Source organism: Rhodococcus sp. PBTS 1 (genome assembly GCF_001620025.1).
Lineage (GTDB): Bacteria > Actinomycetota > Actinomycetes > Mycobacteriales > Mycobacteriaceae > Rhodococcoides > Rhodococcoides kroppenstedtii.
Genome location: NZ_CP015219.1, coordinates 3176728 through 3192361, shown reverse-complemented (window position 1 = coordinate 3192361; position 15634 = coordinate 3176728). Strand labels below are relative to the sequence as shown.

Here is a 15634-nt window from a genome sequence, read left to right as displayed (position 1 = left end):
GACCAATGACCAGAGAAATACCTCGGACGCCGTACGGCCCGCCGCCGCTATCGTGGTGCGCTGAGGGGTTCCACGACCTCAACTCAAGGGCACTCCCCCAACCCCCCAGTTCTCGCCGGGAACCTCGGTGATCGTCACCCAGACCTTGTCCGGGTTCTTCCCGGCAGCCTCGGCATACGCCCTGGTGACCGCTTCGATCACCGCACGCTTCCGTTCCTTCGTAAGCCCCGGTGTTTGAGTGATCTGAATCATCGGCATAGGAAGTACTGTGTCACAACCTCATTCGACCGCCTCGGACACCACTCCCGTTTGATTCCGTGACGCGATGTTGACGACTCCGCTCAGCGCTTCGAGCTCGCGGCGCAAACGGTAGTTCTCGAGGGCCAGGCGCTGCACGCTGGCAGCAGCAGCCTCCACGTCGGCTCGCAGGACCGAGTTCTCTTTCCGAAGCCGATCACAGTCATGGCAAGGTCCGGTCGACCGACTACCACCCCCACGGGACACGGGTTCGATGTTGTTGATCGTTCGGATCTCGTCGACGACATCTGCGAAGTGGCGGCGGAACGTTGTGTTGGACAATCCAAAATGGCGCGCGATCGACAGGACGCTCAATCTCGCACTTCCCTCTCCTCGGCTCAGGTCCCGCACCACTACCCGCACGTCATCAATGTCAGGAATCGAACCACGTGGCTTCACGATTTGCTCCGGACATTCTTCTCGAGGAATTCTTCAATCTGCTCAGCTCGGCGAGCAAGCCGATCGAGCAGGAGCGGCGGGAATTGACTTCGCACTAACTCGGCCCGCAGCTTGGCCACCTCCGCGCTCAAGGTATCGATATTGTCCGATGTGAGGGCAACGTTCCGACAGTGCAATGGCTTGCATTCCTCGGTGGTCGGATGCGAAAAACCATGCAGGTCCGTCTTATGCCTGCACAGTGCCTTTTCTGGATTGAATACGCAGGTGGCATACCTCCCCGGATACACTTCGGGGCCGCCCTTCTTCATAATCCGCTTAAGCCTGTTTGGGTCATTGATTATCTGACCAGCGAACCCGGATTCGACCGAGAAGCCCTTTAGCCTGGTCATCGCTTCTTGACCTGCGGGGCCCGCCAAGCCTTCGTGTTGATGACTATCGATCATTGCAAGGAGGTGCTCTCCACGAGCGAGCGCCTCTTCGGCCTCCACCTCCGCCCGGAACCCGCTATCCGAGGTTCCGGCGTACCCCTCGAACATCTGAACGCTTAGGTGTCGATACTGAATCGCGCCGGCGAGCGAACCGCCCGGACGGCGCGCAATGAACCAGGCAAGCGTCCTACGGAACTGCCGCGTAGTGAAATGCCAGTCGGGAATACCGTCATCCCGAGCGCGACTTTCGACGTACGCATTCACCCAGAGAGTCAGCGATTTCACCTGACTGCACGTCGCCTTCGATGAATAGACTCTATTTTCGCTAGATGAATATCTGCAGGAAACGTCCAGATGCGCAAAAAGCCAGTCTCGGGACTTCGGCTGCAGCCGTTCGAGGACTGCGATGGCACGCGCAACCGGCTCGCCAACCACCCAAGTAGCTGGTGTTCCCGCAGCATCCCGCTCCCCTTTGAAGGCGGTGCCCGAAACGTACCACCTGTACGCGACGCCCCTCTCGTCACGCACCGTACGCACGCACCCGCGCTTGAGATGCTTGACTTCACTGTCGCGCATACCCGAAAGGAACGCTATCACTACATAGCAGGCTGCAATGAGGCTTCGCGTGAGTTTCGGTAGACCATAAGGGCTATCCAAATTTACTCGCACGTAGTCGATCCACTGATGGCCGTCGATCGTGCCGTTCAGAGGAAATATGTAGCGTGACTCTCCCAATCCCACAGTTTCAACGGTGCTCTGAATCTGCCCGCTTCGTCGCGCAACACTAATCCGCGAGCATCCGATCATTCGGCTGATGTGCGTAAAGTTCACTGCGCCAGAATTGCCGGGAAGCGGAATTCCGCCATCGACATGCTCTCGCAGTAGGCGGCTCAACGCCTCATCAAGCATCTCCCCGCGCAGGCCCCCCGTCCTCGAATTTTCCCACCTTAATCGAATCGAATGCGCCTCAATGATGTCTGGAGAAAATTCGTCGACAAATCGCATTGACCAATCCAGCAAGGGAGACAGAATCTCCTCCGGGATTCTTGGTGTCGAGTTCTCCAAGCGGCGGGGCGGCTGAGGTTCACGCCACCCGACGCTGATCGTCGCCGGGTCGATCGCGAGGTGGTCGGTCGGCATGTACTGCCTGTACGTCCACAGTCTCCGCACCAGAGCGCGTCGCGACTGTCGCAAAATAAAATCAGGTACGGTCGACACGAGATGGATCTGGAACAGCAGCAGGTGCTCCGCCCTGACGTCCCGGAGTGACAGGCCATCTCTACAGCTAGCTTCCTCACGGTCGTGAAGCCAACCCAGGAAGACCTTAAGGCCGGCAAAGTCTGATCGAATGGTCGTTATACTTCGGGGCATTTCCCCAATTACAGGACTGTCGAGCAATAGCGCTCGCATGAACTCCTTCGCAGTGTTTCGATACCGCTCAGGGATCCCGTCGAATCGGAGTTTGAGCCTTACGGCTTGATTCTGGAGAATTGCGGCATCCAGGCGCCACTCCGCGTCGCGGAAACGTGGGGTCTCCTCGAGGCTGAAGTCCTCCCGAAGCCTGCGCTTGCGGAGCACGAATTCGTCCGGGTCGATCGACGGTTCGTCGCCACCGACCGACGTTTGGGCTGGTCTCGTCATGGCGACTCCCACGGTTCTTCAACTAGCTCCAGGCTTGACTCGCCGGCAAGTTCGCGTGCTCGTCCAACTTCGGCGGGAGTGAACTTCGGCAGGATGTCACGGTGGATCGCATCCCACGCGCTCCCGTAGCGGTGACCCCACTCGTCGGACGACAGCATGCCTCGTCGATTCGCGAGATCGTCGGAGAGCGCTATCAATTGAGGTAGATGATGGCCGCTCACGACACTGTTCTCGCACGAAAAGCAATCGATGAAGCTGACTGTGCACGGCTTTTCCGATGCGGGGTGGCGGGCTGGGTTCCTGCACGCTGACCATGCCGCTTCAGTCGCGTCCACGCACCCTTCGGCGTTTGTCCCTGTGGCGACGTGGTTGTCTTGGCCGACAATCACGGTCCCGGTGAAGCGGCGCGAGGTTTTCCCGCCCACCGTCTCTCGCCGGGCGGTGACATGAGCGACCTGTTCCGCATCCACCATCGCTTCGGCGATTATCTCCTCTGCCCAGTCCCTCGTATAGGGATCGTTGCGAAGGTAGTTGCGGTACAAGACCGGAACCGTGTTGGTGCGAGCCGCGGAAGGCAGATACCCGCCGAGACTTTTGGTGCGGCGCACGTCCACGGAAGTCTTGAGGCGATTGAATTCGAGGAGAAGCTCCTTCGCGGACGATTGGACTCCATCTCCGTCGGACGGTGGTGACAGCTGATCTGCCAGCAGTCCATGCCGGCGAGTCCATTTGGCGTTGTTGAACGTCGAGTCGAGTCGCGTCGCGAACGGCGCCACGTGGGAGGCGAGCCGACTGCCGTCGCGTGTACCGGTGGGGTTTCGCCAGATGGACCATAGCGATTCCGTCTGGGAACAGTCCCTGCCAGGGCCCATGAGTCTGTGCAGCAACAGATACAGACCCCCAGGCGTGTGGAGTTCACGGCCGGGTTGGCCGACTTCCCAAGTCACGGTCGTGTGCCAGCGCCCTGACCCGCGCCGTCGCTTGAGTACCTCCACTTCGACGGCGCGGTCGCCCAGGATGCGATGCGCCGCCGGCAACTCCTTCACCGATTCGACGTTCAATCCCGTGACAGCGACCATCAACACCAGGAGCGGAACAAGATCAGGCAAGACCACGAACTGTTTGGACATCAGCTCGCGTCGGTCTTTCGGCACGATGCGTGGCGCCTCGCCCGTTGCAGCGATCTCGACGAGCAGCGACGCCGCGCGACGGTCGGGCTCGTCGAGTTGACCAGGGGCCTCACGGAACTTCTCGATGAGAACGCACGATTTGGCGAAACGATTTCGAATCGCCACCACGTCACTCCTCGCGGCTGTGACGAGCCGGTGCAGCTCTCCGTCCGAGTAACCAGATTTCGGTACTGGCACCTGCCCCACCCCACGAGCTCGCGCAAACGCGAGAACATCTGCTGGAACCAACCTCTTCATCTCACCCGACCGGAGCAAGACCCCGACACACTGCCGATCCTTCCAGGCATATGCCTCACTAGATCGGGACTGTCGATACGCGTGGTAGGCCTTGACATGCTCGACAGTGAGAGCATCGGGCCGTACAGGGGGAACAGGCAATTCGGCGAGGAACAGGATGAAGTCGCGCCATACACCCCAGTTGTGCCGCGCAGTTGCCACCGTGCGCCATGTTCCGGTCGGTGCGGCCATCCAGACAATCGTCTGCGCAAGCGGTCTATGCCAGCCTTCCAACGGGAGAGCCCCAACGGGGACCACCAGGCTTCGGCCGTCTTCTCCCATGATGAACCGTCCTGGTCCTGATGGAGACTTCGTTCAGGCCACCTCGCGGTCGGAGGCGGCGGTGGAGCTGTTCTGACGGTAGTCGTTCTCGTACTCGATGGGCGAGGTGTAGCCGATCGAGGAGTGCACCCGGGTGGTGTTGAACCAGTGCACCCACGCCGCGGTCTCCCGCTCGACCTCCGCGCGCCCGGTCCACGACCGTTGGCGGTCGATCAGCTCCGACTTGTAGAGTCCGATCGTCGATTCCATCAATGCATTGTCGAGCGCGTCACCGACCGACCCGATAGATCCGGCGATGCCGGACTCGGCGAGAGCCTCGCTCAGGGCAATCGACGTATATTGCGACCCGGCGTCGCTGTGGAACACCAAACCCGTTGCTGTGAAAGCGAAGTCGGCCCGTCGGCGAGTGAACAACGCTTGCTCGAGGACACCGGTCACCAGCGGTGTCGCCTTGGTCGTCATCACCCGCCACCCCAGGATCCGGCGGGAGAACACATCCACGACGAAGGAGGTGTACACGAACCCTGCCAGCGTCCAGCAGTAGGTGAAATCAGCAACCCACCACTGATCCGGGCGGTCCGGCAGGGCCCATCGCCGGTCGATCAGGTCCGGATGCCGCGGCGCCCGGTCGTCGCGTTCGGTGGTGATCGTGCGCCGGCGGCCCCGCACCACTCCGACGGCTCCGCAGATACTCATAAGCCGGCCGACCTGATCACGGCCGACGTCGTGACCGGCACGTTTCATGGTGTGCCACATCTTGCGCACCCCGTATAGGCGCCGGTTCGCCACGAACATCGTGTGGACGGTGTTCGCGGCGTACGCCTCGACCAACGCGGCGGCGGAGACGGTGCCGCGCTTCTTGGCGGCGTAGTAGGTGGACGGGGCGATCTTCGTTCCGTGCTCGGTGAGCACGGAACAGATCGGGGCGACCCGAATCGGTCGCGGTAGCCGTCGATGTAATCGACGATCACCGCAGTCGGCGGTCGACCTCCGCCGCCGCGAAAAACGCCGATGCTGTCTTGAGAATCTCGTTGGCCCTGCGCAATTCGGCATTCTCACGCTGCAACTTTTTCAGCTCGGCATCGCGATCGGATACCGTCGACGTCCCTTCGGGCAGATCGTCACGATCAATTCTGTCGATCCAATTGCGCAACGTCTCGGGTTTGACATCGAGCAACGCACCGACGTGCTTGCGAGCCGCCAGCTTCGAATCACCGTGCTCGGCGACCCGTTCCCGATACATCCTCACCGCCCGCTGGCGGGTCTCCTCGTCGAACTTCCTCGGTGCTGCCATGACTGCATTCTCCTGGTGAGATCACAGTCTCCACCAGACCCAGGACGGTTCATGAACTCGGCCTTCAGCCCAGCGCCGATGCCAGTGACCGCTGACGGAGGTTCGTACCCCTGGCCGGGCATGCGAGCAGGCCGACTGCGCCCGGTGGCTCCTCGCCCCGTCACGATGCGGGCACCATTTCCGACTGGACCGTACCGACTGCCGACAATCGTGGGTCATCCCAAGCATCGGAGATCAGCGCCATCCTGGTTTCCATTTCCAACTCGGCGAGAGCGTGGAGGTAGATCTGTGTCGTCTCGACCGACCGGTGGCCGAGGCATCGTCGAACCCAGTCGAGTGGGTCACCGAAGATCTGAACATAGTGTTGGCGCTGTTGCGGATTGAATTCCGACAGTTTGCTGATGTGACCACGCTGCAACTGCTCCAGGGTGAGAACCGCGAAGGAGTGACGCAGGGTGTGTGCGCTGCAATGCAGCGAGACACCCTGTCTTTCACAACGAGCATTCGCTGCCCTGAACATGGATTTCCACGTCGGCACCGCCACTGGCAAACCGCGCTCCGAGAGCCAGAGGGCTGCTGGCTCCAGCCCCTCGGGAGTCTCGATGAGGATGCGCCGACGTTCAGCGCGATCCATGGCATCCAGCTTCGCCGGCCTGGTTGTCGCACCGGACGACTGGTACACAGTCACCTTGCCACCGGCGAACACCATCGCACCGGGAGTTCGCTCGTATCGGCGTGCGTCACGCGCCTCAGCGACCGCCTCGGAGCGGTCGAATCGAAGGTAGCCGTCGAGGTCTCTCGCGACGGAAGAGGGCACGTAGACCCATCGCGCCGCTCCGTTCTTCGACACGGCGGCGGGCAACCAAAATCGCTGATAGCCGGACTTCGTTGGGTCTCTTGGCACGTCGGATACTAGAAGGGCAGCTTGCTCAGATAGACGCAAACCGGTGCGGACCATCAAGTCGCAGAAGGTCGCGTTCCTCGATGCCCACCTGCCACGGAAGTCCGTTGATGGCATCCCATTGGGGTCAAAGCCCCGGATACCCACGTCGCGCCATCTTCGGTACGAATCAGACGGTAGCCAGCGCATCCGGGTTCGGCGGCCTCCGTGCATCACGGCGGCGGGCACGTCCCGCTGTGTCCGACGATCGACCGCACTTGTCGATCCAACGACTCTTTGGGGCACCGGGTTTCCATCGACGATGCCAACTGCCAGTTGCCAGCGGTAGAACTTGTTAATTGCCGCGACCTCACGATTCCAGGTGCTTGCACTGACCCGTGGCCCACTCTCATCCCGACATCGCCAGAAGTAGTAGGCGATGAAGTCAGTCTCGAGAGCCTTCTTCCAGTCGTGTTGTCCTCGAGCGGACGACAGGAAGGTGAGGAACTGACCGATGTCTCGCGCGTAGCCGACCTGAGTGTTGACTGACATCAACAACATTGAGGAAGACGCAAAGAACCGGTTCAAATCGACGTCGTAGTCGAAGTCAGGACCAAGCAGAAACGGAGTCCCGGGTGGAACATCGCGGGGCGGAGGCTGGTCGACGAGCGACGATAGGTTCATCCGCGAGGGGATTGCGTCGTGCGTTGTGCGATAGAGGCGCCACCTCGACTTCGTCACGACAGCAACCTACCCAGCGCACCCACGCCGGCCACGTATTTCGACAAATCTGGCACGAGGACAACAACGCATGCCTGCACAAGGCAACCTCCAGTGAACCGTTGAACTCCTACCCGAACCGCTCAGCCTGTCGATCTGTACATGGGCCGCATCCAGCGATTCCATGCGTAGCACTACCGATGCACTACTAGTAGGGCAGACTTTCCTGCACCACTGTCCGGTACTAGATGGGTGCCGACGCGACCAAGCCAGAATGACCCCGCTCGGGTCGACACCTGGGCCCGGCACAGGACGCACGTGGGATTGACGATTCGAACCCTCCGACTGGAGAGAGGCCTCACCCAGGAATCCCTCGCACTCGAGTCGGGCGTCACGCGAAACGTCTTGATCCAAGTCGAGCACGGACGTAGAGGCCTTCTGTACGAACGACTCTTCGACATCGCCGAGGTACTGGGAGTGCCGGCCAGCAGACTCCTGCAGGTCGACGAGTGAGTCATGATCACGCGTTGGCCTGAAGCCTTGGTCATCGATGCTCGCGGTCAACGATGCTTGGCTAGCTCGATCTCCTGGACTATCTCCCACAAGCGCCTCGAGCTCCGCGGCTGATCGAGCGATTCGAGCGCCAGTTTCAACATCGCGATGACAAAGGTGTTCTCGCTGGTCAAGCCCTGCCGAGCACGCACTCGCGACGGATCGTCGAGGTTCCAGTCGAGTCGGCGCTCAGCCATCTCATCGCTGAATGCCTGGGGCCATTCAAAGTTCTTCCTCGCAACATTCCTCGCCATTCGCGTTGCGCCCTCCGTATTCCGCCGTCGTACCTCAGCACTACTAGTGATGCACGAGTACAGCAGAACGAGACGCCCGCCATCAGCAAGATGACAGACTCTGCGCAAAGCGATCTCGCGGCAGGTCGGCTCGATCGACACAACAACCCGGTGACAGGTGTTCGCCAATAGCCTGAGCTGACCGCAGGGGTAGTCCCACGCCTGTGATCGCGACAGTCGCCGGTTGTGGAATCCTGTCGCAGTGCCCACCCTTGAGCCGACAATCGCGTTGACGACTTGCGAGAATGCTTTGCGCGAGTTGATGGCCTATGTCTATCGCGAACACTACGGTGATCACTGGCTAAACAAGGTCTCGACCGAGAAGCAGCAGGATCAGTGGGTCGAGCGAGCAGAAGCAGAGACAGCTCGCACCAAACGTGGAGTTGCCGCCGTCGACGGCCCAGGTCTTTCGTACGCACAGTTCTTCGATTTGCTCGCCATCGCCGACAAGCACTGGGAGCAGCTCATGCCGGCGCTCGACAAGAAGCAGGTCACCTATCGACTGTTGGAGAGATTCGAACAACTGCGCAATGCTGTCGCGCACGGGCGCACTCTGCTCGCATTCGAGCAGGACTTGCTCTCCGGGGATCGCCGGCCAGATACGAAACCAGGTGACGCACTACATGAGCAAACAAGATCCCGCGGGCGAGTACTACCCTCGAATCGAGTCAGTCATCGACAGTCTGGGCCACCGGATCGACGGCAGCGGACCGGTCGTGGGTGAGGTCGTCGGGCACCAGATCACCGGAATGATCCTTCGTCCCGGCGATCGAGTGGGGTTCATCGCAACCGGCACCGACCCCCAGGATCGTCCGCTCCGCTGGGATCTGATGAGCTCACAGAATGGGCTGACGCTGGACTCGAAGGTCTCCAAGGCCGGTGAACCCGTGCAGTTGGAGTGGTCCGTCGGCGATGGTGATGTCACCGAATCGGCAGTGGTTGCGCTCTACATGTCCGCCGAGGACAGCACATACAAGCGGTTTCGTCATTTCGACCATCGCGCGTACTTCGGCTACGTCGTACGGCCTCCACTGTGACACCGAACCGCTCTACGCAAATAGTGAGGTTCGGTTTCGCTTCCCCACGCAACACCAGCACCTCTGGCGGACCGAAGGGTTCCCGGACTACACCAGAACAGCACTCCCAACCAGGCGGTGGCCGGTGCTGACACACACCGTAGCCGCATGAACCTTGGCATGGAGCGCTTGCTGTGACGCTGATCATCTATCGGCTGAACGGCGACGAGTTGACGGTCATCGTCGATTCGCTTGCGTCAGGACAAGGAGTCGTTGCCGATGCCGAGGTTCGGAAGCACTGGATCAACGCTAAGGACCGCTTCCTGGTCACTGGTATGGGCGCCGCCGATCTAATCGTGCCTTGGTTAGACCGCGTCGAGAACCGCCGGTACTCCAGCCTGGAAGATGTTGCGGCGGGTTCGACACACTTGTTAGAACAGTGGCAGATGTACAGTCCTGCAATGAACTCCGGGTACGCAACCCTGTTCGGGTTTGGCTTCATGGACGGGATCTCGATGCGGCTTGAGATGTCTTCGCGAAACGGCTTCGCTCCATCGTGGAGCGCACGCGTGGGTCTTGCAGTACCGAGAGTCGAGCAAGCAGTCCTCGCATCCACGCCGGCCGACCTGACGAGTGACGACGACGCGGACTACTTCGCAATAGCGAGTCACGTGGCGCAACACGTCAACAGGCTGAATGTGCATCCGACCATCGGTGGAGTCCTTTGGGCCACTAGAATTTCGGCAAGTGGGAACGTTGAAGAACGCGCTATAGGCCGGATCTCCCCCGCATAGTTGGGGGGCTGGTCTATTGGTCGACGAGGTACATCTTGCTCGGCCTTGGTCATCGTTTCGCTTGGAACACCGACAGGTCATAGAGGTTCAGCTTGTGGCCTACATCCACCCGTAGTGGGTAGCCGAGGCGAGCATCTCGTGAGCAAACTGCCTCAGTAGCGCGAGGTGGGCATTCGTCGGGTAGATCGTCACCCCTGGGGGATCGAAGTCGCGGGAGATGCCAATTGCGTACTCTCCGGCGCGCAGTACCTCGTAGTAGTCCTCAAGATCCTCGTCGACGTGCGCGCCTCCGTCTTTGTCCGCAGCGCTAAGCACGATCAGCTTTCGGGTGTACTGGACTTCGTCATGAACGAAGACCGTTTCGCCGGACCACCATTCCTCGACTGGCAGCTCGTGGAACTCGGTGCCTATGAGCGGCGACATTCGGATCGGCTCGAGAGCGAGCGGCTTGATCTCGTGAGCCAGGTAGTCCTTCCAGTCTCCGAGACCACGCGAAGACGAGAGCAGCTGACCTTCGCGGCGACCGGTATGCGTGAAGAGCGATACGTTTCGCCGCTTGTCGTGAAGGAGAACCCGCAACGACGTGGCTAGGCGAATCGCTTCATCCTCATGGCCTTCGTCGTATGACTTCGATGAGCGCCGTACATAGCCGAGCTGCTCGGCAAACTTCTGGTCAAATCTCTGATCGCGCACCCCGCAATCTTGCCTGGCTTGGCTCGTGTTTGGGGCGAACTGATTCCGGACCGACTGCAGGTTCTCATTCAATAGTCACTGGCGGGGTCTGACTGACCGTCAGGAACTCTGGCCAGCCTCACCCACAAGTCGTTTGTCGCCGCTATTCAGCACTTGGAAGTCGCCCGTCGAATGGGTCGGGGTGCGGTATGTCGTCGTCCCAGAACATGTAGCGCTCGGCGAGGAGTTGCATGATCGCGGTCAAGTCAGTGGTGCCGTGGTGCAACTCCAGTCCCCAACGGTGGAGGCTGCTCACGGCTACGAGTTGGATGCCCTGCTCCATGGCATCCCGGGTGATTTCATCGGCTGAGATCTGAGGGTCATTGGGCTGATCGGCACGCATCGCTTCTGCATGGAACGCCGCCGTCATCTCCTCGGCACGATCTTCCATGATTGCGCCGTGGCGAAGGGCAATGCGGTGGTTGACGGTCAGATTCACCACGACGTTGAGGATGTGCCAGTCTTTCCAACCCTTGTCGCGTAGATCGCGGAAGATTTCTCGCACGTGTGGGGCGGAAATCAGCTCGGGGATGGTGTGCCGAATAGACCTCGGCAAGATTTCGTAGCGCTCGGCGAGAACCGCGTGCGCCTTTTCAAGGCTGTAACCCGGTCCAGCCCCTGCGCGCGGTTGCATATGAGGTGCCGCGGCTCGCGGGTTGGGATGCGTGGCATTCGCAAGCGGGCGGTGCCGCGGGTCGGCGAGCGGCGTGGCAACTCGGGTGCGGAACTGCGCAAGTTCCCGGTACGGACGTCCGATCTCCAGATTGGAGAACAGGCCGTTCCTGGCCGCTTGGTCCATGACATGCCTGAACTGTTGTTGGTTCAGTAGCGAGTTTCCGACCAGAACCTGGAAAGCCAAGTGCAAGACGTCGTTGCTCGAGTGTCGTTCGTCGTCGACTTCACCCGTTGGATCGGCCGGCAGGAACAGCAGACACGATCGCCGACCCTCGCTGGTACGGGTCAGGAAGGTCTCATCGGGCCGTCGACCGGGAGGATAAGTGCGGACCTCGATGTCGACGTCTTGAACGATGAGAACTGGGTCCAGGGAAGCGAACTCGACCAGCAGAATCTGAATGGTGGACGTGAAGTCCTCGAGCGCGAGAACGGTGTCCCGTTCATTACGGCAGTGGATAGTCCACCGCACGCCGAGGGCGTGGAAGGCAACATTTCGGCGTGGTCCGACGTCGCTGAACGGGGCGCCGGCCATGTCTGATAGCCAGTTCGTCCACTCTTGCTCGGAACGCACTACCCCCGAAGGACGTGCTTCACGAGTATGTGTGAGGCCGTCGAACAGGCCACCGCTGAAGAGATCATGCATGGTCGATACGAACTCGGGGCGGGTCTGCGCGGCTATCACCGCGGTGAATGCTTGGTACTTCATGGCTTCCGACACATACGGGTGGCGTTCGAGGCTGCCCGCGTCGGGCGCCCAGGCAAGGTGGGCCTCGCCGGCGATCGTTGCGATCTCTGCGGACGAGATCCAGGCCCCTACCAAATGGTCCATATTGGCGGCTGAGAACAACGCCATCGGCACGAATTCGCGGTCGGCGGGCTCTGCGCTGCCGTGGGCAAGAGCGGCCATCGCCAGTGCGTACTTCTTGGCCGCCAGATACATGCCCAGGGCGCAGTAGATGTCAACGATGTTGCCCATCGCTCGAAGTGCTCCATAGAGGGTGTCGCCATGAAACCAATTGACCTTGGCCTGGTGGAACTCGCGGAGCGCGTCGAGCAACCTGCCTGACTTCTGAAGAGCTTCGGCCCGTTGACGGCACCTGTCACCAGCCTCAATGTCACCTACTTGACGGGCGACAGCCCGGTCCAGGCCATCACACACATGCCGATAAAGCGGATGGTCCCACAAGATCGGCGTGAGTAGATCGACAGTCACGCCGAACACCTCGATTGGGTACGCGGGAGCATCCGGCAGCAGTTCAACCAGATCGACTAGATGCTGCATGGCAGCCTCGAGGTCGACTACCGGCGCGGGTTCCAGGTGTGTTTGCAGCGTGCCACGCTCCATCGCCTGGGTAAGCGACTCGTACAGATGGTCGATGTCATCGAGCGTCGCAGTACCCCGGACCTCGGCGCCCGTGTAGTCGACATGCAATGCCAGGTGCGCGGCGACCTGGAGCAGGGCGGCCCGTGTGTTCGAGCCCCAGTCGCGTTCCATCAACTCGTCGACGTGGCGGCGGAGTGGCGTTATCCAACCGACGGCCTCGGACATCGGAATGTCGGTGAGCCCCAATGCGGCCGCGCTTGTGCAGAACTGGATCAGCAGGCTGGCGTTGAACAGCAGAGTCGGATCGTCACTGCCCTGAACCTCATCGATGAATTGACGGATCAGCGTCTCGGCGGGGCGCAGGTCAGCAGTGCCCCGGCTACGGGCCACCACGATCTCGTAGATCGCGTGCAGGCGAGCTTCCGCGTCCGGACTCAGCTCGGCCAGTTGGGTCATCAGCATCAGCCAGCCGTCGAGGTCTGCACGCGCCGGCCCCGCCGGAATGGCGTGCTTCAGGCCGTTCCGAAGGTCGAACAGGTCACCGAGGTTCACCGCCTTCCGGCTGGGCTCCTGCCAGTACGCACGCAAGTCGACGTACCAGGACGGCAACTGCGAATCGCTCTCGACGTGGTCAACCTGCGGTGCAAGCTCGGAGGGTAGATGTAGGTACTCCTGGGCAATCCAATAGAGCTCCGGCTCCGCCAGGAATTCAGCCAACGCCGACCCATCGATGATATCGAGCGCAACGGCATACTGCTGCGTCGCCCATTCCTGCAAATCGTGCCGCAACCGTGTCGGCACGTTCGCGGTGGCGAAGATGTAGATCCTGTCGACCCGAGTGCCTTGCGTACAGATCGACCCAATGTCGCCCTCGAACTTTGCGCGTAGTCCGTCTCGTTGAATGGTGCACGCGAACACGACAACGTCAGTGGAAGCCAACGCAAGGAACCCGAGAGCAAATGGCAGTTCATCGGCCAGGTAGGTGCGGAACGTCTCGATGTCACGTCCTTGGTCGCCCCCGGCCGACACCGGCCCAGTGGCCGGCAGGACATTGCTGGCGATGCGACGTTTGGCGACGTGGCGGCACATATGCTCAAACGAATGATGCGCGTTGTCCGCAGACAGTGTGCCTAGCGCGAGCCGGATAATCTGGGACATCTGGACCGGAGTTGCCACGCTCACCTTCCACTAACTTGAGTATCTCCATCGACTACGGCATCGCGGTTCACCGCTCGTCGCTCGCCTCGGGCCGCGCACTGCAGTGCAGTTTGCCGTGAGATGGAACCCCCACAACGATCTCGGCATGAACCAGAACTATGCGCGGGCCCGGGCGGACCAATCAGATCCACAGCCACCAGGGACCGCCACTCAAAGCTCACCCAAATCTGGACAGATGAGGACTCGCGTTCCGGCACTAGCACTTTCAGAGCGACAGTCGGTACCGGACCGGCCATCGAGGCAGGACTCAAGCCCTGTTAGAGCTTGATCTTGACGTTGTCACCGCGGCTGATTGCTTCGGCGATGCTGGTCAACGTCGGCTCGACGAGGGCGGTGCCAAGCTTGCGTTGCAGCGCACGTTTGACCGTGGCGACAGGCTGCCCCTTGCACTGCCGGTAGACGGCGTCGACTTCCCGCTGCAGGTTTCCCGCGACCTGCTTCGCGAGCTTCTTCTCGAAGTTCGGATCCATCGTGAATCCCGCCATGTCGTCCCCCTGTGGTTGCACTTGAGTGATCAAGATCGTATCTGCGGGCACCGACACTCGAATGCGCTGTCAGCGTCTACTCGTGGGACAGGTGACGAGCGAGGTGGTGGGCGTCGCGGCCGACTCCTCGCAGAGAGGCAGAGGCGAGGCTGCGTTGCCATTCCAACCCGATGTAGCCGAGTCCGGTGTGGGTTGTGGACAGGCCTTTCCGTTGCAGGGGGCGTCCGGCCGGGTCGAGGGCGCCTATACCGGCGAGGTAGGGCAGGTGGGGGGTGTATCCGGTGGCGAGGATGATCGCGTCGACGTCGGTGGTGGTGGCGTCGGGCCATACGGCGGTGTTGCCGTCGAGTCTGGTGAACATCTCGCGGGCAGCGGGTTGGGATGCGGTGAGGGCGGCGCGGTAGCGGCCGGTGTCGAAGACCGGCACGGTGGGCGGGTTGGTGATCCGGTGTCCGATGGGGAGGGCGTCGATGCCGGTGATGGTGAACCAGAAGTGCATGTCGCGGCCGAGGGGACGTTGCGGGGCGAACTTCACCGGTGCACGGCTGGCGAGAGTGACCGTGGCGGTGGCGGTGGCGGCGAGTTCCGCGGCGATCTGGACCGCGGAGTTGCCGGCGCCGACGACGATCACGTTCTCGCCGGTGTGGTCGGCGGGGGTGCGGTAGGTGCTGGCGTGCAGCAGTTTTCCGGTGAAGGTGTCTTGTCCTGGCAGTGCCGGGAGGTGGGGTGAGCCGAATCCGCCTGTGGCGGCGACGAGCCGGGGTGCGGTGAAGGCGGTTCCGGTGTCGGTGTGGGCGGTGAAGGTGTGTCCGTCGTGGTCGACGGCGTCGACCCGGTGCTTGAGGTGGATGTCGACGTCGAGGCCCTTGGCGTAGCGGCGGAGGTAGTCGACGACTTCGTCGCGGTGCGGGTAGTGGTCGGGGTCGCCGGGGAAGGAAAGCCCGGGTAGGGAGCTGTATTTCGCGGGCGAGAACAGGGTGAGGCTGTCGTAGTAGTGCGGCCAGGATCCGGCGGTGTCGTCGGAGGCTTCGAGGAGTGCGGCGGTCAGGCCGCGCTGGCGCAGGGCGTGGGCTGCGGCCAGGCCGGACTGGCCGGCGCCCACGATGAGGGCGTCGTAGTGGGACATGTGGGGTCCTTG

General features: G+C 61.4%; 13 protein-coding genes, 1 pseudogene and 1 other annotated feature. Of the genes and pseudogenes, 3 read left to right on the top strand and 11 right to left on the bottom strand.

The window, feature by feature from the left end; all coding sequences use genetic code 11:
* Positions 1-78: 78 nt before the first annotated feature.
* From A3Q40_RS14620 to A3Q40_RS14605, 6 genes and pseudogenes are all read right to left on the bottom strand, one after another.
* The gene (locus A3Q40_RS14620) at positions 79-258 is read right to left on the bottom strand and encodes a tautomerase family protein (protein WP_068103220.1); all 180 of its coding nucleotides are present in this window, start codon (positions 256-258) and stop codon (positions 79-81) included.
* A 21-nt stretch (positions 259-279) separates the two neighbouring features.
* A complete protein-coding gene (locus A3Q40_RS20320) occupies positions 280-696 on the bottom strand; it encodes a hypothetical protein (protein WP_157889602.1) in 417 nt (138 codons plus the stop codon).
* Entirely contained in the window at positions 693-2765 is a 2073-nt protein-coding gene (locus A3Q40_RS20315; protein ID WP_157889601.1) for a hypothetical protein, read from the bottom strand. Before A3Q40_RS20315 ends, A3Q40_RS20320 begins: the two co-directional genes overlap by 4 nt.
* Positions 2762-4423 carry a hypothetical protein gene (locus A3Q40_RS20310; RefSeq protein WP_157889600.1) on the bottom strand — a complete coding sequence of 554 codons (1662 nt, stop codon included), beginning with the start codon at positions 4421-4423 and terminating at the stop codon, positions 2762-2764. The genes A3Q40_RS20315 and A3Q40_RS20310 overlap by 4 nt, the downstream gene beginning before the upstream one ends.
* A 123-nt stretch (positions 4424-4546) precedes the next feature.
* A pseudogene (locus A3Q40_RS14615) lies at positions 4547-5807 on the bottom strand (IS3 family transposase).
* Positions 5393-5523, bottom strand: a sequence feature (AL1L pseudoknot). It overlaps the preceding pseudogene by 131 nt.
* Positions 5808-5967: 160 nt before the next feature.
* Positions 5968-7428, bottom strand: a complete 1461-nt coding sequence (locus A3Q40_RS14605) for a tyrosine-type recombinase/integrase (RefSeq protein WP_235606314.1) — start codon at positions 7426-7428, stop codon at positions 5968-5970.
* A gap of 231 nt (positions 7429-7659) precedes the next feature.
* On the opposite strand from A3Q40_RS14605, the gene A3Q40_RS14600 reads away from it, so the two are divergent.
* A complete protein-coding gene (locus A3Q40_RS14600) occupies positions 7660-7920 on the top strand; it encodes a helix-turn-helix domain-containing protein (RefSeq protein ID WP_068103216.1) in 261 nt (86 codons plus the stop codon).
* A gap of 633 nt (positions 7921-8553) precedes the next feature.
* Here the strand turns inward: A3Q40_RS14600 and A3Q40_RS14590 are convergent.
* Positions 8554-8796 (bottom strand): hypothetical protein, encoded by a 243-nt coding sequence (locus tag A3Q40_RS14590; protein WP_068103213.1) that lies wholly within the window; start codon positions 8794-8796, stop codon positions 8554-8556.
* A gap of 79 nt (positions 8797-8875) precedes the next feature.
* On the opposite strand from A3Q40_RS14590, the gene A3Q40_RS14585 reads away from it, so the two are divergent.
* Both A3Q40_RS14585 and A3Q40_RS20305 read left to right on the top strand, forming a co-directional pair.
* On the top strand, positions 8876-9289 hold the full coding sequence (locus tag A3Q40_RS14585) for a hypothetical protein (protein ID WP_162269852.1): 414 nt from the start codon (positions 8876-8878) through the stop codon (positions 9287-9289).
* A gap of 173 nt (positions 9290-9462) precedes the next feature.
* Positions 9463-10062 (top strand): hypothetical protein, encoded by a 600-nt coding sequence (locus tag A3Q40_RS20305; RefSeq protein ID WP_157889599.1) that lies wholly within the window; start codon positions 9463-9465, stop codon positions 10060-10062.
* 99 nt (positions 10063-10161) lie between these two features.
* Here A3Q40_RS20305 and A3Q40_RS14580 read toward each other — a convergent pair whose 3' ends face one another.
* The 4 genes from A3Q40_RS14580 to A3Q40_RS14565 form a co-directional block, all read right to left on the bottom strand.
* A complete protein-coding gene (locus A3Q40_RS14580) occupies positions 10162-10755 on the bottom strand; it encodes a hypothetical protein (protein WP_068103210.1) in 594 nt (197 codons plus the stop codon).
* Between the two features lie 142 nt (positions 10756-10897).
* On the bottom strand, positions 10898-13969 hold the full coding sequence (locus tag A3Q40_RS14575; protein WP_157889598.1) for a hypothetical protein: 3072 nt from the start codon (positions 13967-13969) through the stop codon (positions 10898-10900).
* Positions 13970-14268: 299 nt separating this feature from the next.
* A complete protein-coding gene (locus A3Q40_RS14570; RefSeq protein ID WP_157889597.1) occupies positions 14269-14517 on the bottom strand; it encodes a hypothetical protein in 249 nt (82 codons plus the stop codon).
* Positions 14518-14572: 55 nt separating this feature from the next.
* Positions 14573-15622 carry a flavin-containing monooxygenase gene (locus A3Q40_RS14565; RefSeq protein ID WP_068103204.1) on the bottom strand — a complete coding sequence of 350 codons (1050 nt, stop codon included), beginning with the start codon at positions 15620-15622 and terminating at the stop codon, positions 14573-14575.
* Between the last annotated feature and the right edge of the window lie 12 nt (positions 15623-15634).

Coding starts and splice junctions, on each gene's coding strand:
- A3Q40_RS20315 (WP_157889601.1), bottom strand. CDS start 2,765: ATGACGAGACCAGCCCAAACGTCGGTCGGTGGCGACGAACCGTCGATC.
- A3Q40_RS20310 (WP_157889600.1), bottom strand. CDS start 4,423: ATGGCCGCACCGACCGGAACATGGCGCACGGTGGCAACTGCGCGGCAC.
- A3Q40_RS14620 (WP_068103220.1), bottom strand. CDS start 258: ATGCCGATGATTCAGATCACTCAAACACCGGGGCTTACGAAGGAACGG.
- A3Q40_RS14565 (WP_068103204.1), bottom strand. CDS start 15,622: ATGTCCCACTACGACGCCCTCATCGTGGGCGCCGGCCAGTCCGGCCTG.
- A3Q40_RS14585 (WP_162269852.1), top strand. CDS start 8,876: ATGAGCAAACAAGATCCCGCGGGCGAGTACTACCCTCGAATCGAGTCA.